The 20638-nt window shown below is 53.2% G+C and carries 9 protein-coding genes; 3 read left to right on the plus strand and 6 right to left on the minus strand.

The window, feature by feature from the left end; genetic code table 11:
- Positions 1-209 precede the first annotated feature (209 nt).
- The 4 genes from AR333_RS00270 to AR333_RS00285 form a co-directional block, all read right to left on the minus strand.
- On the minus strand, positions 210-1307 hold the full coding sequence (locus tag AR333_RS00270; RefSeq protein WP_068773364.1) for a nitric oxide synthase oxygenase: 1098 nt from the start codon (positions 1305-1307) through the stop codon (positions 210-212).
- 219 nt (positions 1308-1526) lie between these two features.
- Complete coding sequence (locus AR333_RS00275) at positions 1527-13361, minus strand: DUF11 domain-containing protein (protein WP_068773365.1); 11835 nt, start codon at positions 13359-13361, stop codon at positions 1527-1529.
- Between the two features lie 369 nt (positions 13362-13730).
- Positions 13731-14306 carry an RNA 2',3'-cyclic phosphodiesterase gene (gene thpR / locus AR333_RS00280; RefSeq protein ID WP_068773366.1) on the minus strand — a complete coding sequence of 192 codons (576 nt, stop codon included), beginning with the start codon at positions 14304-14306 and terminating at the stop codon, positions 13731-13733.
- 148 nt (positions 14307-14454) lie between these two features.
- Positions 14455-14910 (minus strand): N-acetyltransferase, encoded by a 456-nt coding sequence (locus AR333_RS00285; RefSeq protein ID WP_068773367.1) that lies wholly within the window; start codon positions 14908-14910, stop codon positions 14455-14457.
- A 278-nt stretch (positions 14911-15188) separates the two neighbouring features.
- Here AR333_RS00285 and serC point away from each other — a divergent pair, with 278 nt between their 5' ends.
- Positions 15189-16277 carry a 3-phosphoserine/phosphohydroxythreonine transaminase gene (gene serC / locus AR333_RS00290; RefSeq protein ID WP_068773368.1) on the plus strand — a complete coding sequence of 363 codons (1089 nt, stop codon included), beginning with the start codon at positions 15189-15191 and terminating at the stop codon, positions 16275-16277.
- 563 nt (positions 16278-16840) lie between these two features.
- On the opposite strand, the gene AR333_RS00295 is transcribed toward serC, so the two are convergent.
- On the minus strand, positions 16841-17554 hold the full coding sequence (locus AR333_RS00295; protein WP_068773369.1) for a response regulator transcription factor: 714 nt from the start codon (positions 17552-17554) through the stop codon (positions 16841-16843).
- Between the two features lie 147 nt (positions 17555-17701).
- On the opposite strand from AR333_RS00295, the gene trmL reads away from it, so the two are divergent.
- Entirely contained in the window at positions 17702-18166 is a 465-nt protein-coding gene (gene trmL, locus AR333_RS00300) for a tRNA (uridine(34)/cytosine(34)/5-carboxymethylaminomethyluridine(34)-2'-O)-methyltransferase TrmL (RefSeq protein WP_068773370.1), read from the plus strand.
- 148 nt (positions 18167-18314) lie between these two features.
- On the opposite strand, the gene AR333_RS00305 is transcribed toward trmL, so the two are convergent.
- Positions 18315-19667 carry an arsenic transporter gene (locus tag AR333_RS00305; RefSeq protein WP_068773371.1) on the minus strand — a complete coding sequence of 451 codons (1353 nt, stop codon included), beginning with the start codon at positions 19665-19667 and terminating at the stop codon, positions 18315-18317.
- A 691-nt stretch (positions 19668-20358) separates the two neighbouring features.
- On the opposite strand from AR333_RS00305, the gene AR333_RS00310 reads away from it, so the two are divergent.
- Complete coding sequence (locus tag AR333_RS00310) at positions 20359-20616, plus strand: AbrB/MazE/SpoVT family DNA-binding domain-containing protein (protein ID WP_172798812.1); 258 nt, start codon at positions 20359-20361, stop codon at positions 20614-20616.
- The last annotated feature ends 22 nt before the right edge of the window (positions 20617-20638 follow it).

Here is a 20638-nt window from a genome sequence, read left to right on the forward strand (position 1 = left end):
CCGCACAAAGCCGTTCTTGGGGGAATTAAATCCATATTATGGAGAATAAAAAGAAGGACTATCTCGGCGTCTGAGCCGGTATAGTCCTTTAGCTTATAAAGGGGGACAAAGCGAAATCGCAGCCAACAAAGGCACCACGAAAGCAACATCAAAGCGCCACGAAAGCACCAAAGCTGCATAAACAGCCTATTAAGCCTGCAAAGATCGGCTTACTTGTAAGGCTTGTCCTGGTAGAAAAAATTCGGAGTCTTCCAGGTATTCTCGTACTGGTTATGGAAAATAGGGGTGGCGGCGGGAGACACCGGAGGAATGAGCCACGTCCAGTCTCCGGTGACAGGGCGCCCGCACTGCTTCTCCTGCTGCTCGAAAAGCTGAAACTGCTGCGCCGCGGTGTGATGATCGACGATGCTGACGCCTGCCTCGCGGAAGGAGTGATGCACCGCGTGATTCAGCTCCAGCAGGGCACGGTCTTTCCAGAACGACGCATTCGTTCCGGTATCGAGTCCCATGCAGGAGGCAACTTTGGGGAGCATGTGGTAACGCTGTTCATCCGCCAAGTTACGGGCGCCGATTTCCGTTGCCATGTACCAGCCGTTGAATGGGGCAGCTCCATACGTGATGCCGCCGATCTCCAGGCGCATGTCCGAGATAATTGGGACGGCGTACCACTGAAGCTTCAAATCTTCAAACCACGACAAATCCGGGTGCTTCAGCGGAACTTGCAGAACATCTTCTTGAGGTATTTCAAACCAGACAGGCTCAGCATCTCCTGCTTGTATGACGAGCGGAAGCACGTCAAATGCGGTGCCTTGCCCCCGCCAGCCAAGCTCCATACATTTACGGGTGAAAGCTATGGAATGCGGATCACCAAGGACTCCGGCATGGGTCTCATAGCCGGCATACCGGATTAACTGATGATTCCAGATGTGGATGCGGCGGTTGTTCGTAACTTCCGCTGAGGAGTCTGGGGCGAATACCGTAATAGCCGGCCGGATTTTGCCTTCATTGGTACCGTAACGGATATGACGAAGCAGTGCGTCGCGTATCCCTTCGGTCGCATGGGTATCCCGCTCATCAAATACCTGCAGCGTATTCCAGAAGAACCGGCCGATGCAGCGGTTGCTATTGCGCCAGGCCATTTTGGCCCCGTGCTGGAGTTCCTCATAGCGATGGGTATAAGTTCCGGTCTGCGATATTTCTGTGCTGATTTCTTCGAATCGGGAGGCTGCTTCTTCCTCGCTCCTGCCCCATTCGCTGTAACATGTATAAATGAAAGCCCGCGCTTCTTCAAGTAATTTGGAATTCATTTGGCTGGGACGCCTCCTCTGTCAAGGATCGGGACGGCAGCGGAAATCCCTTACTCCTTGCTATATATGAGCGTATCACAAAATGGCCGGGACAAATCCGAAAGTTTTGAGAACGGAATATGCCAGGCAGGTATGGCATTCAGTATGTCTTGATTCGGGCCGGTTAAACCCATAAAAAAAGATCCGAAGAATATCTCTTCGGACCCTGGAACGAGTAAGTTATTCTTCGTGCGATACGATTCTGACGTTAACCGGATTGGACAACTGTTCAGCGGATACCGTTCTCCCGTCCGGTAAGAGCACATCGAATAGGAGCAGAACGCGATTACTCTCGAGGGAGCCGGGCGAACCGATAACCAGTACGATAAAGGTGATCGTAATGGAAGCGCCGGCGGCAATTTCCCCAAGCAGGAAACCTTCAATTAAATCGGCTCCCGGCACAGGAAGTCCGTTGATCCGGATGCTGCCAGGCAAGAATGTAAAGCCCTCCGGCAGGATATCTTTCAGGAAAGCCCGGGTAATGGGCAGTCCGCTCGTATTAACAATCGTGACGGTAAAGGTGAGCTGATCTCCTCTCGCCGCTTCACTGCTGTCGACCTGTAAATCAATTTGCACGGTGGAAGAGTAGACCCGCAGGGATACTTCATTGGAAGCGATGGCTGCCGGATAAATGGTTTCCTGATTCGGAAGCTGGTACGTATAGCGGACCACGGCACGATTATACAGGATACCGCCAGGAGGCAGAGCTGTAATTTTCAGACGGAATGCGGCTGTGATGGATTGGCCAGGCTCCAGAGAGCCGAGTGCGAGTGAAGACGGATTGGCATCGGCCCGCGATTCCCCGTTTACTCTCAAGGAGCCAAGAACCCAGGCGGTTCCGGGCGGAAGCGGGTCCTGGATCGCAAGATCGGCTGGCAGTGTGCCGGTGTTACGGATAACCAGCGTATATTCCACTGCATCTCCAACCGTATACGAACCTGCGGAGGCTGATTTGCCCACGCTAAGTACAGGTGCCAATGTTTGCAGCAGGGACACGTTGCTTCGAGACCACTCGGTTTCGATTTCGCCGTTGGGAGTCCGGTAGCTTCCGGAGACTTCGGCCTGGTTCTCAATTTCCCCGGATGGCGGCAGCGACACCACTGCCAGGGAATAGGTGACGCTGGCCGATGCTTCCGGATTCAGCGGCGGCAGGAGTACGCCTTGCGCCAAATCTGCCGCCGGATTCAGGTTGCCGTTCACCCGCAGGCTGCCTGGCTGCAGTTCAGTTCCGGCAGGAAGGGCATCCCGGAGAAGAAGAGATTCAGCAATAACGGTGCCCCTGTTGATGATTGAAACGGTATACGCGACGATGCTGCCGACTGTTGCCAGTGATGTATCGGTTCGTTTGGATACTTCGACTCCATACGCGTATACGGGAACCGTAACCGTATTGGATGCAATTGTGTACGGATTCCCTCCGTATACGAAGCTGACTTCCGCCGTATTTACGACAGATCCGGACGCAGGAATAGCGGTGACAGTGAGAGTGTAGCCCACTTGAACGGAACTTTGAGGCGGAACCTCGCCGAGTGTAATCCCGCTTTGCGGATGAAGATCAGGCGCAGGCAACCCGTTAATTGTCACACTTCCTGCCACGAAGCCTGTGCCGTCCGGCAGCAGATCGCGGATCGTAACGGAAGTTGCCGCAGACTGACCGGAATTGGTCAGCGTGATACCGTAAGGCACGCTATCGCCAAGGGCAGCTGCCGAAGCGGTGCTGACTTTCACGGCGGATACAGAGTGATCGGTAACCGGAATGATCACGGGATTCGAGACGGCCGCGCCTCCATGCGTCCGCCCGTCCGGCGTCTGGAAGGCATAGGCCGCCGAAGCCTGATTGGCGATATTTCCGTCAGCAGGCTCGCTGGAAACGATCGTCCGGAAAGAGATAATAGTGGAAGATCCAGGTGTCAGGGTGCCCACTGTTATTCCCGCAGCCGGATTTAAGCCGGGTATAGTGGTCCCGTTGACCGTTACGCTGTCCGCAACGAATGTAGAGCCTTCAGGCAGCTGGTCGGTTACTGTGACAAAAGCGCCGGTTGAGCCGCTGTTGCTTGCGGTTAAGGTATAGGTTACCTGCTCGCCAAGCGAAATATTAGAGGTGTCTCCTTGTTTATCAAGCGTGATGATTGGCTGGAGAACCGGAATTCCGACCGTATTCGAGAAAATCGTGCCCGGGACCGTTCCACTGACAAAGGAGACGGCAGCGCTGTTCGTCAGAACAGGGGGAGCGGGCAGCGCCGCTACTGCAGCGCTAAATGAGATTAGCACAGATTCACCGGGTTCCAGCGTTCCTACCGGGATACCTGAGGCGGGGTTGGCTTCCGGAACATCGGCACCGTTAATGAGCACACTTCCTGGTGTAAAGACGGCTTCCGGTTGAAGCTCATCTGTCAGAACAACATCCTGAATGGCTTCCGAATCGTTATTGGTAATCTCTACGGTATACACGATGATGTCATTCATAACGGCACTCGTTAAGCTAGCCTGTTTGACAGCCGTTACAGGAACATCCGACACGGCCACAGCAACCGTATTGGAGAAGCCCGCTCCTGATCCCGTTCGGCCGCCGGGAGTCACAAAGGTGTATGCGGCATCTGCCGTATCGAGCAGCAGCGGTGGAGCCGGAACGGAAGTGACGAGCACCTGGAAGGTAACGACCGCCGAAGTACCGGGTGCAATAGGGCCTGTCGAGACGCCTGTCACGGGATCCGCTCCTGGAACGGGAACGCCGCCAAGCGCTACACTGTTCGCAAGGAAAGCGGAACCCGGCGGAATCGGATCCGTCACGATGGTGCTTGCTGACAGATTGCCCGAGTTGTTCACTGTGATCGTATACGTGATGATATCTCCGACTGTCGCGTTGTCGGAACTGCCTGTTTTGGTCAGAACCAAGAGGGGCTGATAGACGGGAACCGCGACCGTATTCGAAGCGGAAGTGAAAGTAAAAGGTCCGCTTGTAAATGCGGCGCTTGCCTGATTGAGAAGCTGGGCAGGCACGGGCAGGGATTGCACCGTTACCTGGAAAGTCACTACGGTTGTTGCTCCGGGAGCGAGGGTTCCGATGGCGATCCCTGAAGCGGGATTCGCACCTGGAACGCTTGTTCCCGAAGTGGTGACACTGCCGGGTACGAATGAGCTTCCGGCCGGGATCGGATCGGACACTACAACATTCGTCACGGCAGCTATGCCGCTGTTAGTGACCGCAACTGAATAAGTAAGGATATCTCCGATGATGGCATCCGCAGCTGTAGTCCCTTTTATTAATGTAACGTTGGGTGAAGATACAGGAATCGTAACCGTATTGGAGACGGCCGATCCGCTCACTGTCCTTCCATCCGGAGGCTGGAAGGTGAAAACGGCGGAAGCCTGGTCCGTTAGCTGCTGCGGGATCGGCACGGACGTGACGAGTGCCTGGAAAACCAAGGTAGCGGTGCTGCCAGGTTGAATCGTTCCGGCATTTATGCCTGCAGCGGGATTAGCTCCCGGCAGGGGAGCGCCGCTAACGATGACACTGTTGGCGATAAACTCGGAACCGGCCGGGATCGGATCGGTTAGTATGACTTGGGCGGCAATATTCCCCGTATTGGCGGCCTGAATGGTATAGGTCAGCGTATCCCCGACTGTAGCACTGGCAGTGTTGGCGCTTTTAGCCAGCTGCAGTAAAGGCTGATACACGGGAATGCTGATTTGCTCGGAGTAAGAGGTTCCCGAGAAAACACCGGAAGTAAAGCTGACTGCGGCCTGATTCACAAGGAGCGGCGGGACAGGCAGCGAGGTGACACTGACTTGAAAAGTAACCGCAGTTGAAGAGCCTGGTGCGATCACGCCCACACTAACTCCGGATGCCGGATTAGATATCGGTGACGGAGCCCCGTTGATGGTCACACTCCCCGGTACGAATGCGGTTCCCGCCGGGATCGGATCGGTCACGATCACATTGGCGACGGGTTCAATGCCGTTGTTCGCTGCGACGATGGTGTAAGTCAGGACATCGCCGAAGACGGCGTCCGCTGCACTTACGCTTTTGGATGCGGACACATTAGGGGCGGAGACCGGGATCGTGACCACATTAGAAACCGCGGAACCGCTAAGTATTCTTCCGTCAGGATGCTGGAAGGTAAAGGCTGCTGCTGCTTGATTGCTGAGTACGGCGGGTGAGGGCAGAGAGGTTGCCATGACCTGGAAAGTCACGGCGGAAACAGCTCCCGGTGCAATGGGTCCAAGTGCAATGCCCGCTGCAGGAGAAGCGCCGGGAACGGGGATTCCGTTAATATTGACGCTGTTAGGAACGAAGTCCGAGCCTGCCGGAATGGGATCGGAGAGAGAGGTAGTGGCGGCAATATTTCCTGTATTCTCCACCAGGACCGTATAGACAATCGTATCCCCGATCGTAGCATTCTTTGAATTGGCGCTTTTGGTCAGGTTAAGAATCGCCTGGTAGAGAGGGAGGACAAGAGTGTCCGAGAATGAGCTTCCGGAGAAAGCTCCTGAAGTAAAACTTACTCTGGCCTGATTCGATAATTGGGGCGGTGCCGGCAGCGAAGTAACGGTTATCCGGAAAGAGACTGTAGCTACGGCTCCCGGAGCTATCGTACCGGCAGGTACTCCATTGACCGGATTGGCAGCGGGCAGCGGTGATCCATTGAGAAGAACACTCCCCGGAACGAACGTGGAACCGGCAGGTATGGGATCGGTTACGATGACGCCGGTGACGTTCGTGATCCCGTTATTCAAGGCAGTGATCGTATACGTGATGACGTCGCCTACAGAGGCATCCGGCGCATTGGCTGTTTTAACCACCGTTACGTTTGGAGCCGAGACGGGGATTGTAACCGTGTTGGAAACAGCGGAGCCGGTAACAGTGCGGCCGTCGGGAGGAATGAATGAGAAGTTAGCCGCAGCCTGATTCGTAAGGGATGCAGGGACAGGTACTGAAGTTACAATAACCTGGAAAGTTACGAGTGCGGACGCTCCCGGTAAGAGGGTGCCGACTGCAATGCCCGCAGCGGGATTTGAGCCGGGAAAGGCCGTTCCGTTTACCACAACGCTATTTTCAAAGAAAGCAGTCCCGGAAGGGATAGGGTCCGATATCACCGTTAAGGCGGCAATATTTCCTGAGTTCACCGCTTCAATCGAATACGTGATCGTATCGCCTACACTTGCATGGGTTGAATTGCCGCTTTTGACGAGAGAGAGAATAGGCTGGTAGACCCGGATGAGAAGCGGTGGTGAAACGGACGATCCTGTAAAGGCGCCGGAAGTAAAGCTGACGGTTGCCTGATCCAGTAATTGTGGAGGCGAGGGCAGGGCGGTGACCGTTACTTGAAAGCTCAATACGGCCGAAGTTCCCGGAGCTATAGTGCCCGCAGGTATTCCGGCAGCCGGATTTCCGAGTGGAATAACAGTCCCGTTAAGGGTCGGGCTTCCCGGTACGAGAGCAGAACCGGCCGGAATAGGATCGGAAATGACGACGTTGGTTACATTCTCAATGCCGCTGTTCGTTGCGGTTATGGTGTACGTAATCGTATCGCCTACAACCGCATTTGCGGCACTGGCGGTCTTGGTCACATTCACGTTCGGAGCCGAGACGGGGATGGAGAGAGTGTTCGATAGAACGGATTCCTGGATAATCCGCCCGTCCGGCGGCTGGAAACTGAATGCGACTGAAGCTTGGTCGGTCAGGCGGGAAGATGGCGGCACGGTGGTCACAACCGTCTGGAAAGAAACCGTTGCGGTTCCCCCTGGAGCAAGAATTCCTCCTGAGAATCCGGCTGCCGGATCTGCCCCCGGCAGCGGCACAGCATTCAGGAGCACACTATTGGGAACAAATACGGACCCGTCCGGTACCGGATCGGTGATCGTCAGGTTGGCGTTAATATTGCCATTGTTCGTAATGGAGATCGAGTAAGAAACCGTATCCCCGACCGTGGCGTTGGAATAGTCGGCGGTTTTGAGAGCGGACAGTAACGGCTGATAGACCGGTACAAGCACAGTATTCGACAGGCTCGATCCGGTAAAGGCGCCGGAAGTAAAGCTGACGATAGCCCGGCTGTCCAGTACCGGAGGAGAGGGCAGGGTAGTAACCCGCGTCTGGAACGTAAGAACGGCAGAGGCTCCTGGCGCAATAATGCCTACGGGGACTCCGATTGCCGGGTCCGCGCTCGGCAGCGGAGCTCCGTTTAAGATAACAGTGCCCGGAATAAATACAGATCCCGCAGGGATGGAGTCGGTGGCAAGGACTCCTGTCACATTTTCAATTCCGTTGTTGGTGGCTGTAATGGTGTACGAAACAATATCTCCCAGAACGGCATCCGTTGAAGCAGTGGCGAGAGTTACCGTAACGTTAGGAGCCGAGACTGGGATGGCCAAGGGATTCGATGCAGCCGTGCCCGTGATCGTTCGTCCATCAGGCGGAGTAAATTCGAAATCAGCCGTTGCCTGATCCAAGAGGAGCGATGAGGGCGGAATCGACGTAATCACCGTCTGAAAAGTGACCGTAACCGGGGAGCCTGGGGTTACGGCACCGACAGGTATGCCTGCCGCCGGATCGGCCCCGGCAAGAGGTGCGCCGTTAATCGTCACACTGTTGGGTGTGAAAACAGAGCCGGCCGGCACCAGGTCTGTCACGGTCGCTGAGGCTGGTATGTTCCCGCTGTTAACGAGCTGGAGAGTATACGTTACGGTATCGCCGAGTGTGGCATTGGAAGTGCTGGCACTTTTGGCAATGCCCAGAATAGACTGGTAAACCGGAATTGTGACCGTATTGGACAGGGAAGAGAAGGACAGCGCTCCGCTCGTGAAGCCGACGGAAGCACGGTTGACCAGATTCTGCCCGGCCGGCAGTGACTGGACGATTACGCTGAACGTAACGGCGGCGGCACCGCCCGGAACGATAAGTCCCGCAGGTATGCCGGCAGCCGGAGAAGAATTTACCGGGATGCTGTTTACGGTAACACTACCCGGGACAAGGGTGGTGCCATCAGGAATGGCATCGGTTACGATGACATTGGTCACATTCTCGATGCCGTTGTTGGAAGCTACGATGGAGTAAGTAATCGTGTCGCCGACTACGGCATCTGTCCGGCTTGCGCTTTTGCTGGCCGTTACATTCGGGGACGATACCGGAATGACGACCGTGTTCGATGAAGCCGAGCCGTTAATGGTACGTCCGTCGGGAGGCTGGAATGTATACGAAACAGCTGCCTGGTCGACCAATTGAGGAGGGGTTGGCACGGAAGTAATCACCACCTGGAATGTCATGGTTGTTGATGCGCCGGGTGCAAGGAAGCCTCCCGCAACACCTTCTGCAGGGCTTGCTCCGGGCATCGGGACTTGATTAACAATTACACTGTTGGGCACAAAGGCGGACCCGCCGGCAATCGGATCTGTCAGGGTTGTTGTCGCCCCGATATTGCCGCTGTTCTGCAAGACAATCGTATAGGTTACGAGATCGCCAACGGTTCCGATAGGATCACTGGTGCTTTTGCTGGCTGTAATAACCGGTTGATAGACCGGAATGACCAGGGTATTCGAAGCCGCAGATCCCGAGAAAGAGCCGCTGGTAAAAGAAAGGGAAGCTTGATTAGCGAGCTGCGGAGGCGAGGGCAGTGACGTCACTCGTACCGAAAAAGTAACCGTCGCGGACCCTCCGGCCGCCACTGTTCCAAGCGTGATCCCGAGGACCGGATTCGCGGCGGGAACCGTAATGCCGCCTGCGGTTACTGATCCGGGTATGAATAAGGAACCGTCCGGAATCGGATCGGTAAGAACGACATTTGTGATTGGCGAGGAACCGCTGTTTGAGATCGTGACACTGTACGAAACCGTATCGCCGGGAACGGCATCCGCTGCAAGCGAGCTTTTAAGGAGAGTAACGCTGGGTAATGAGACGGGAAGCGTAACTGTATTGGACAAAACTGAGCCGTTCAGTAAACGTCCGTCCGGCGGCTGGTAGCTGTAGGATGCTTGAGCCCGGTTGGTCAGGAAGGCAGGAGCAGGCAGGGTAGCGGCAGCGGTTTGAAACGTGACTTCCACCGAGGCGCCCGCTGCCAGTGTTCCGGCTGCAATCCCGGCGGCCGGATCTGCTCCCGGAACAGGTGAACCGCCTACCGTCACACTATTGCTCAGAAAAGATGAACCGGCCGGAATTGCGTCCGTGATGGTCAGAGCCGCAGCCAGATTTCCCGTGTTCGTGGCAAGGATGGTGTAGGTGACGGTATCTCCGACCGTGACCCGGGTGGTATTGGCTGTCTTGACGGCGGTAACGATGGGCTGATACACAGGCAGCGTCAGCGTATCGGAGTGCGTCGTGCCCGAGAAAGCTCCGCTCGAATAGCTGGCGGTTGCCTGGTTACTCAGCTGCGGAGGCGATGGCAGGCCGATTACGTTGACGGAGAAGGTGACGGCGGCTGCAGCACCCGGACCTAGACTGCCGACAGTGATGCCGGCAGCCGGATTGGCACCGGGGACGGGCGCACCCCGGACCGTTACGCTGCCGGGGTTAAAAACAGAGCCTGCCGGAATCGGATCGTTCACAAGGATATTGTTAATGGGGCTGATCCCGTTATTCGTCACGACAATCGTATAGGTAACCGTGTCTCCGACCACGGCATCCGCAAGCGGAGTAGATTTGACCACGGCCACATTAGGTGCGGATACAGGCACAGATAGTGCGTTAGATAGGGCAGATCCTGCCAGCGTGCGTCCGTCCGGAAGTGTATAGGTGAAAGCAATAGCGGCCTGATCGATTAACTGGGCCGGGTTAGGAACCGAGCTTACGACCGTAACAAACGTAACTGTGGAAGTCCCTCCAGGAGAGACTGTGCCTACCGTGATTCCCGTCCTGGGATCGGCTCCTGCCAGAGGAAGGCCGTTAACCGTCACACTGTTCCCGGCGAATTCCGAACCTGCAGGGATCGCTTCGGTTAAGGTAGCCGAGCCGTTATAGTTCCCGCTGTTGGTAATCCGGATGGTATAGGTGATGCTGTCACCTACCGTGGCGGCTGTAGTGTCGGCGCTTTTAACGGCCTGAAGAATGGGCTGGTAGACTGGAATCGTGACTGTGTTGGAACTGGATGAGCCTGTAAAAGTGCCTGCCGTAAAACTCACCGCAGCTTGATTGACTAAAGTGGAAGGGGCGGCGGGCAGCTCATTGACACGGACGGAGAAGAGGAGTACAGCAGAAGCGCCGGCAGCTATAGGGCCAGCCGGCACACCTGCTGCGGGGTTGGCATTCGCTATGACAGAACCGTTCAGGGTGACACTCCCGGCAATTAAAGAGGTTCCTGCCGGAATGGGATCTGAGATAACGACACCCGTTACAGGGGCTCCGCCGTTGTTTGTTGCCGTAAGGGTATAAACAACGGTATCGCCGACAGCGGCTGCGGTGGCCGATGCGCTTTTGGCCACAGTGACGTTAGGAGCGGATACTGTTACAACAATTTCGTTGGACTGGGCGCTTCCGGATAAAGTCCGTCCGTCGGGAGGCTGGTACGTATAGGAGACCGCAGCTTGATCGGTTAGTCTGCCGGAGGCGGGTACCGTGTTCACGACCGTCTGGAAAGTAAGGACGGAAGTTCCGCTTGCGGCAATTACCCCTATAGGTATACCGGTTGAAGGGTTTGCTGCCGGCTGGTTCACTCCGTTCACGGTAACACTGCCGGGCAGGAAAGCGGAGCCGGCGGGGATTTTCTCAGAGACGGTTGCATTCACGGCAATATTGCCCGTGTTGCGGACTGTAACGGTATAAGTTAATGTGGCACCGACCGTTGCGCTGGGCGTATTGACGCTTTTGGCGGCTGAGATAATGGGCTGAAAGACCGGCAGAGTAATCGTACCCGAGAGACTGGAGCCAGTGAATGCGCCGGAAGTAAAGCTTACGGTCGCTTGATCCGTGAGCTGTGCCGGCGACGGCAGACTTGTGACGTTAACGCTGAACGTGACGACGGCGGAAGCTCCGGCTGCAATCGTGCCGACAGGAACCCCTGCGGCGGGGTTCGCGGCAGGCACGGCGGTACCGTTGACGGTTACGCTCCCCGCTGCCAGTACCGAACCCGCTGGAATCGGGTCCGTTACGACAACATTGGTAACGGCTGCTATACCGTTATTCACGGCTGTTATCCTGTAGATGACCGTATCCCCGACGACAGCGACTGTGGAGCTGGCAGTCTTGGTTACCGTCACATTGGGAGCGGATACCGGAATCGAAGTCGTATTCGAAGCAGCAGAACCGGACAGCGTACGCCCGTCAGGCGGCGTATACGTATAGCTCGCCGCCGCCTGATTAAGGAGTCTTCCGCCTGAGGGAATGGCGCTTACCACCGTCTGGAACGTCACGATGGCCGAACCGCCGCCGGCATCGAGATTGCCGATAGAGAATCCGGCGGCAGGATTGGCGGCAGGCTGCGACACCCCCCTGACCGTTACGCTTCCGGCTACGAAAGAAGAACCAGCCGGAATCGCATCGGTAAAAGTGGCGGCTGCGCGGATGCTGCCGGAATTCGTCAGGGTGACGGTATATGTGACGGTGTCCCCGATGGTTGCAGAGCTTGTGCTTGCGGATTTCGCAAGACTGATCACAGGCTGGTACACCGGGATCGTGACGGTGTTGGACGGCACACTTCCGGAGATGACAGGACCGCCGGGAACACTCTGGAAGGAGAAGCTTGCCGTTGCCAAGTTCGAAATCTGAGCGGGTGACGGAAGCGATGTAACCGTCACCCGGAAGACGACGGTTGTCGTGCTCCCGGCGCCGACTGTCCCCAGCAGGATGCCGGTAGACGGATCGGCTCCTGTACGGACGGTGCCGTTCACGGTCACACTGTTTGCAACCAGTGTCGTTCCTGCCGGGATGGCATCCGTGAAGACAGTGCTTCCCGCATCCACCAGCCCGGTATTCTGAACGGCGACCGTGAATGTAATCGGATCTCCCACGATGGCCCCTGTCACATTGGCTGTTTTGGTCACGGTCACAAGCGGGGCATTAATATCGATCTGGATAGCGGTCGCATTGACGAGGTAAGCATCCCCGGAAGTCGTCAGGCGCAGTATTCCCGTCGTCTGGGAGTTGCGCAGGGTGGCGGAAATGTCAACGTTCGTAATATCCCAGCCCTGCCTGCCCGCATTAATTAGCGTCCCGGGGGCGCCGTTGATGGCATTGCGCGTCCCGAAAGTTCCGCTTGTATCGAGCGTTCCGTCGTCTTTATTAATTTGAGACGCGAAAAAGTTGGCCGCAAAATTATTGGGTCCCGACAGCGCCTGCAAGGTAGAGTTGGAAGGTCCGAACAGAGCCTGGTCGCCGGTCCGGTTCGCGTCTCCTTCCTGAGCGCTAATCAGTGCACGCCCTCTAAGCGTACCTTGGGCGGGGGTGGCAAACCCGGAAATTACGACGTTAACCGGACCGGAAGTCGACTGGACAAGCTCGGCGCCCACATTAAACGACAAATTACGGAAGGGCAGAGCGGGATTATCGTACACCACAGCCAGCGTCCATCCGGCATGATTGGAGGTGGGGTCAGGGACGGTCAAGGTTCCTACAATTCCCCGGGCCGTGTAGGTGCCCGCTCCTCCGGCAGCGACGAGTGAGGTCACATTAGCGGTACGGACATAGGCCAGCACGGTATTCGCAGTGAGTACGACATTGTAGACGGTCAAGGGGTCCTGCGTAACACTGGAGGTGCCTGCAGGGGTTGTCAACGTAATCGGATTGTTGATAAAGGCTGAGTTATCGACGGTTAAATCGACGTAGGTTCCGCCCCATATCAGTTCTGCATAAAGAACAGTGCTTCCGGCCGGGAGATTGAGCACGGCTGAAGAACTGTTTGATGTGAACAGGTTGGTCGTGCCGGCAGGATAAGAGCCGAATTGAGCCGCTGTATTCGTTGTGATGTACGCTCCGATGCTGTCGATCGTCCCCGGCACGCCTACTGTATCGGAGCGGCTAAGTCCGAGTGTATTGCCGGTGAAGGTAATCGCACCCGTCCGATTGGTGGCATAACGCTGAAGAAAAGCCATTTACTAGGTTCCTCCGTTTGATGAAAAATGGAAAACAAATACGGCTGGAATTTTTCTAAGTGTATGTGAATGCAGAGCGAACATTCCAATGGATAAGCTAGGAAATTGAAAGAAATTTAGGAGGGACAAGCTTGGCAGGAGGATGAAAAGAAGTATGCTAAATTGGGTTAGATGTAAAAAAATGATAATAGCGGGCATGAGGAGATGTTTATTCAGGAGCTGAGGACTATTCAATTATCATAAAAGCAAGGAATGCGGCTGGCGGATCGCGGGCAGGGATTTCGGTAAACCGTTAATTAATGTCTTGTACCCTGATGCGCATAAAAAAACAAGGACCCGCCTCAGTTTCCCGAGGCGGGTCCAACGCGTCTACCCGCGCAGCGCAAAATCCGCTGCGCGCTCATACATCGGTGACCGGCCCATATGGGTGCGGTACACCGCGATCTTGTCCGTCTCCCATGTGACGGACGGCAAATCCCCTGGCGCGGGAAGCAGCTCCCGCGTCCAAGGCAGCCCGCCGCTATATCGGCGGGCCAGCGTGATGTGCGGGCGGTACGGCCGGTCCTCCGGCTCGAAGCCGAGGGACGCGCAGGCCGCCTCCACATCACGCTGCAGGGCTTGCAGGGCATCCAGGTCGCCCTGCACACCGGCCCAGAGGATGCTGGGGGCATCCTTTGGGCCGAAGGTCCCTGTACCCGCTGCGCTCAGGCGCAGCGGGGGATGGCTGCTCGCGGCCCCGGCGAGCAGAGGCGCCAGCTCCGGCAGCGTGGACGCCGGAGTGTTGCCGATGAACTTGAGGGTAATATGGTAATCGGCGGAATGAAGCCACTTCTGAAATCTTAAGCCGGACGATTCCAGCTCCTGGCGCCAGCCGCCCACAAGCAGCTTGGCTGACTCGGCAAGCGGGACTGCGACGAATAGACGGTCTTCGGTAGGGCTGGTCATGTATCGTGTTCTCCTTGTTGGAAGAGATTATCGTTAATGTAGACATGTTATAGAAGAAGCATACAGAAGTGCAGCACGTTCCGTGAATAATAGGAAGGATCAACAAGCTGCTTCACAGGTTTATAGGTCCATAACAGGCGGCAGGCGCCTATGAGGCCGGGATTTCCAGCATCGTAATCGATACACCCGGAGCGAACCCGATTTCCCTAACCTCCACAAATCCGAGTGACTTATACAAGCTTAAGGCGGGCTTATTAAGAGTGCCGGTACTTACAACGGCTTTGCGCCCTTGTACAATGTTCAGCAGAACATGCCGGACTAGCTTGCGGGCAATCCCTTTACGAAAATGACGGGGATGAACAACAAGCCTGCAAATATCGACTTCCCCGCTGTCTTCCGTATATGAAATAAATGCCGCGAGCTCGCCCGCCTCCAGGAAGCCGACAAAATTTTCACCGGATTCTTGTAATTTCTCCACGGTATCTCTCAGCTGCGGGATTCCTTGGAATCCGATCAGGTCTGCCTCTACCTGATACGAGGGGATCTGAACGCTCAGCATTGTGCGGGCCGTTTCTTCTTGTTGTACATCTAAGACGGTTATCATAACGGGTTTACTCTCCTTACAGTCAATCTAGTCTGTCTCTTCATTAAACCATGCCGGGGAAAAGGTTCAAGACTTGAAACTTTCATTTGATTTGATCTCGGAGTTTTTTGGTCGATGAAAAATAGAAAACAAACCTGCCGGTCCGTTCTTTAAAGAGTCCATAAATGGGGGGCAAGCAGGTGCAAAGCGGCCGTATTCATGGAAGTTTCACTTGATGGCTATGGAGAATACTGCTATCATAGCGATAAAACAAATGAAGCAAGAGGGTGTGGGAGACAATGGGAAACCGTGCTTACAATTTTAATGCCGGCCCTGCGGCATTGCCGCTGGAGGTATTGGAGCAAGCTCAGCAGGAATTTGTCGATTTCCGCGGTATCGGGATGTCGATTATGGAAATTTCGCACCGAAGCGCACAGTATGAGCAAGTTCACCAAGAGACGCAGAATCTGCTCAAGGAATTGTTCAACATTCCGGAAGGCTACAAAGTACTGTTTCTTACAGGCGGAGCCAGCACGCAGTTCGCTATGATTCCCATGAATTTTCTACAGCCCGGCAGTGTAGGCGCCTACTCTCTCAGTGGCGCTTGGGCGGATAAAGCGATCAAAGAAGCCAAGCTATTCGGAGAAACGGCTATTGCCGCCAGCTCCAAAGAACAGAAATACATGCGGATGCCGGATCTTAGCAATTTATCTCTTCCGGAAAATACAGCGTATCTCCATGTCACTTCGAATGAAACGATTGAAGGCTCGCAGCTTCAGAGCTACCCGGACACAGGAAACATTCCGCTGATCGCGGATATGTCCAGTGACATCCTGAGCCGTCAAGTCGATGTGTCCAAGTTCGGAATGATTTATGCAGGCGCTCAGAAGAACCTGGGACCTTCAGGCGTGACGGTTGCGATCGTCCGTGAGGACATGCTGGAGAAAGCGAATCAGAGCGTGCCGACGATGCTTCGCTACGATACGCACGTGAAGAACGATTCGCTGTACAACACGCCTCCTTCCTATTCGATCTACATGATTAATCTCGTTCTCCAATGGATCAAACGTCAAGGCGGGCTGGATGTCTTGTCGAAGATCAACCGGGACAAGACTTCACTTATTTACGAGACAATTGATAACAGTGCCGGATTCTACAGAGGCTGTGTAGATGTGGACAGCCGTTCGATTATGAACATTACGTTCCGTCTGCAGACAGAAGAGCTGGAGAAGCAGTTCGCCAAAGAATCCGAGCAGCAGGGCTTTGTCGGACTCAAAGGCCACCGCAGCGTTGGCGGATTGAGAGCTTCCACTTATAATGCTGTGCCTTACGAATCGTGCAAAGCATTGGCTGATTTCATGAAGGATTTCAGTAAGCGCAACGGGTAATGGCTTTAATGAAACATGCGACATTCTAGAATATTTTACTTAAATGAAAAAATGCAGCAAACCTTAACCAGGTTTGCTGCATTTTTTAAATGATAAGGAACGAAATTTAAGGTAAGGTATGAACACACACTTACTTTTTATATTTTAAATATTTTAGCAAATCCAGAAGAGAACCACCGATTATACCTAGGAATATATTCGTGAATCTAAGATCTCCAGAATAAATTGATTCAACATATGATAATACAGCTCCAATAATTGCAAGTAATATGGTAAACAAAACGAATACCTCCAGTAATCTTGATTCTCCATAGTCCCAAACGGGCTATGCTTTCCAATCCCAGTTATAATCTGATTGGAGTTCTACATTTCCGGCTGTCCAAGCAGGGACTTGTGAAACATGACTACCCACGTAAATGTTGTAATATAATTTACATATTTATCATATAATTGTAAATTTATTTGTAATGGTTTTCAACCTATTGATTGTAAAAGTTATTAAGTGAAGGGCCGACGAAGCAAACTCCCCTATCTCTCTTCGAAATAGGGGAGTTTGTCTGTATTCAGGCGAGGATTTCCTTTACAACCGGCTCCGTTAATTTGTAACCGACATTGCGTATGGTGAGGATGTAAGCGGGGGTCCGGGCGTTGTTTTCGATTTTATCCCGCAGGTGCGAGATGTGGACATCGACGATTCGTGTGTCGCCGAGGAAGTGATAATCCCAGACGCCGTGCAGCAGCTGCTGGCGGCTGAGAACTTTGCCCCGGTGCTTGACCAGGAACACAAGCAGCTCGAATTCTTTGGGGGTCAGCTCAACCTGTTCTCCCGCCAGCGTGACTTCACGCTGCTCGGGCCTGATACTGAGCTGTCCGATGGTAATGACCGCTTCATCCCCGGTAGAGGGGAGTGTCTGAATGCGCCGGATGATGGCCTGAATGCGTGAAACCAGCTCCTGCGGCGAGAATGGCTTCGTCATATAGTCGTCAGCCCCGTTATCGAGTCCGGCGATTTTGTCCGATAAATCCTGCATAGCGGTTAGCATAATGATCGGGACGAGGTTATTCTGCTCCCGCAGCTTGCGGCATACCTGGAGCCCGTCCATCTTAGGGAGCATCAGGTCCAGGACAATAATGTCCGGACGGAATTGTCCGATTGCTTCGAACACCGCCTCGCCATCATAGACACAATGAACTTCGAAGCCAACGAGCTTCAGATTGAACTCGATCAGCATGGAGATCGAAGGTTCGTCATCGACGATCAGCACTTTTTTCTTCATGAATCGGTCTCCTTTGGTTTCGTTTATTATCCTCATTATCGCCGGGGAGTATCACGGACATATTAAGATGAAGTAAAACGTATGTAAAAATTGCGGCCCGCATCCAAAGTGGTATAATACTTTAAAGAAAGAGGTGAACGTGCAAGGATGGCTTTTCATATTGTGTTAGTTGAACCCGAAATACCGGCCAATACCGGCAATATTTCCCGCACCTGTGCGGCGACAGGAACGTATCTGCATCTGGTTCGCCCGCTGGGCTTCTCTACCGATGACAGAACACTGAAACGGGCCGGGCTGGATTATTGGCATTCCGTCAAACTTGAATACCACGATTCTTTTGCTGAGGTCCAGGAGAAGTATGCGGGGCACCGGTTTTTTTATTCCACAACCAAGACGGACAGACGTTATTCAGACATTGAATTCCGGGACGGGGATTTTCTCGTGTTCGGGAAAGAAACCAAGGGACTCCCGGCTGAGCTGCTTGAGGCTAATCCCGGGCAGACTATGCGTATGCCGATGACGGATGTGGTACGCTCGCTGAATTTATCGAACTCGGCAGCTATCGTGTTGTTCGAAGCGCTCCGGCAGAACGGCTTCCCCGGGTTATCTTAATAACCCGGATACACAAGAAAAAGAGGCCTGAGCCTCTTTTGCGGTGCAGCTAAAAAATACCCAAACTTTTTGACGTGCCTTCACATAAATTGTGCTGTGCGAATCATCTTATCACTGTGAAAACGGCCTTCTTAGGAAGGTCGTTTTTTTAATAGAGCCAGGATACCCAGTAACCGAGCACAATCAGCGTAAAGAATAGAGTGACCGGGATAACGGTAAACGTTACTTTCATATATTGGCCCCAGGTAATCCGGACATTGCCTTGTTTGATCATATGAAGCCAGATTAAAGTTGCGAGAGTGCCTATAGGCAGAAGCAAGGAGCCTAAGTCACTGCCGATTACACTGGACAAATAGGAGATTTTCAGTGTCATCGGATCAAGGTTCATGTTGGTTAGAGTTAAGGTTCCAATCATTAAAGCAGGGTGGTTGTTGAACAGATTGGAGAGAACGGTGAGCAAAGTCCCCATAGCGATACTTGCAAGCAGGTAGCCTTGTGTAAGGAGAGGTTCCATGAATTTCATCAGCCACTGGGTTAATCCGATGTTGTGCAGTCCGTATATAATTACGTACATACTGAAAGCAAACAAGAGAATATACCAAGGTGTTTTCTTAATCATGTCTGTGGGAGGAATCCTGAGATAAATCCAGCGCCAGCCCAGCAGAGCCACAGAACCGATGACGGCCATGAGCGGAACAGGGAAGTGTACGTAGGAAGCGGCAAAGAGGGAAATCCGGACAGCGAGTACAAAGAGGAGAATATTGCGCATAAATTTCGGGCGATTCTCAGGAATGATCGGCACCGGCACGGTTTTGAGCGGATGATTGCCGGGTGCAGGGGGATAGCTCCAGTGTCCTGGGTTAAGCTTAGAAATTGTACGCGGAATCTGATTGAAGAAGTAGGCAAACAGGAGCAGAGCCAGGAGGAGCAGCCCTGCTGAAGCAGGAATGAACATCATTGCCGTATGCATGTAGAGATCCATATCAACCATTTTTAATGCAATGAGATTCACAATATTGCTGACTCCGATCGGGGCGCTGGAAGCCGTTGCGATTAAGGCTCCCGACAGCAGGTAGGGGATTTTTTGGTGATTTTTAAGTTTCATATGGTGAAGAAGCATGAGAAGGATCGGGGTCGTAATAAGGATACTGCCGTCGTTGTTGACGAATAGGGTCATAAGAAAACAAAACAGGTTCGTATACCAGAATAACCGGATTCCCGAACCTCCCGCTTTTTCTGACAGCTTCTCGGCCGCCCAGTGGAAGAAACCGAAGCTTTCGAGGACGATAGCCATAACAATCGTAGCAATAATGGTAACGGCCGCGCCCCCTATTGTTTCTGTAATGATGATCAGGTCAGATAAAGATACACTGCCGCTTAGGAGGACAAGCACTGCCCCTATCGACGCGGGTATGGCTTCATTTACTTGCGGGCGCCAGAAGATGAAGGATAGCGTACCGAGAAATATTAGAATCGTGACCGGCATCAAGTACTCGTTCATAATCTCACCTCCTTCCGGAAGAACTAAATGAATTTTCCTATCCGTTACAGAATTCAAACGAAGAAACCGGGTGGATTCTATCACCTCCTTTATATTTGTCTGCTAGATTTAGTTGTAATGTATGGTATGTGATTTTGCTTGGCATTGAACTGAGCGAACTCCTAATTTCTGTGAGATTCAACGGGTTGCTAGGATTGATATATAGCCACGAATGATAGGAAGCATCCCAGGTAAGGTACCTATATATTCAGATAGGGGAATGTCTCTTTGTCCCGGAAAGGACCTAGATCCTTTGAAATGTGCCATTCCCGGCATGGGAAATTCGTCTAGTCTGAGGCAGGTCTGAAGTTCTATATATAAAGGGCTCGAAATGAGAGCATGCCTGGGATATTTGCGAAGCCGGGTTATGACCTGAGAATCAGGTTAAACAAAGGACTTACCAATGGTTAATTAGAAAACTGGAAATTTTGTTATCAGATTTTACAGGCACGCCCAGTTATCAGTAAACCAATGGGTTCCAGTATTGACAAAGTTGTGGAATGTTCAAATATCTCTAAACTTTCAAAATTAAACAGCTGAAAATAAAAGATTTTACCGAAATAAGAAGGAATCGTACGAAACTTGGCGAATAAAAATGGGTAATGTTACTTATGCCGATTTGAATTTCGGATGAAAGAGGTGAGTGGAAATGATGAAACCTGCTGGAGTTGTACGTAAAGTTGACCAATTAGGTCGTATTGTTTTACCCAAATCGCTGCGCAAAAGATACCAAATGAACGAAGGCGATCCAGTCGAAATACTAGTTCAAGGGGACCATATCATCTTAGAGAGATACCGCCCAAAATGCGTATTTTGTGGAGAAATGGACCATGTGAACGAATTCAAAGAACGTCACATCTGTGCCAGTTGTCTGTCGGAAATGAACGCGATGAAACAACCAAGATCGTAGGTCTTCTTTCCTATCCATTCGG

The sequence above is a fragment of the Paenibacillus sp. FJAT-26967 genome, from assembly GCF_001541095.1.
Lineage (GTDB): Bacteria > Bacillota > Bacilli > Paenibacillales > NBRC-103111 > Paenibacillus_F.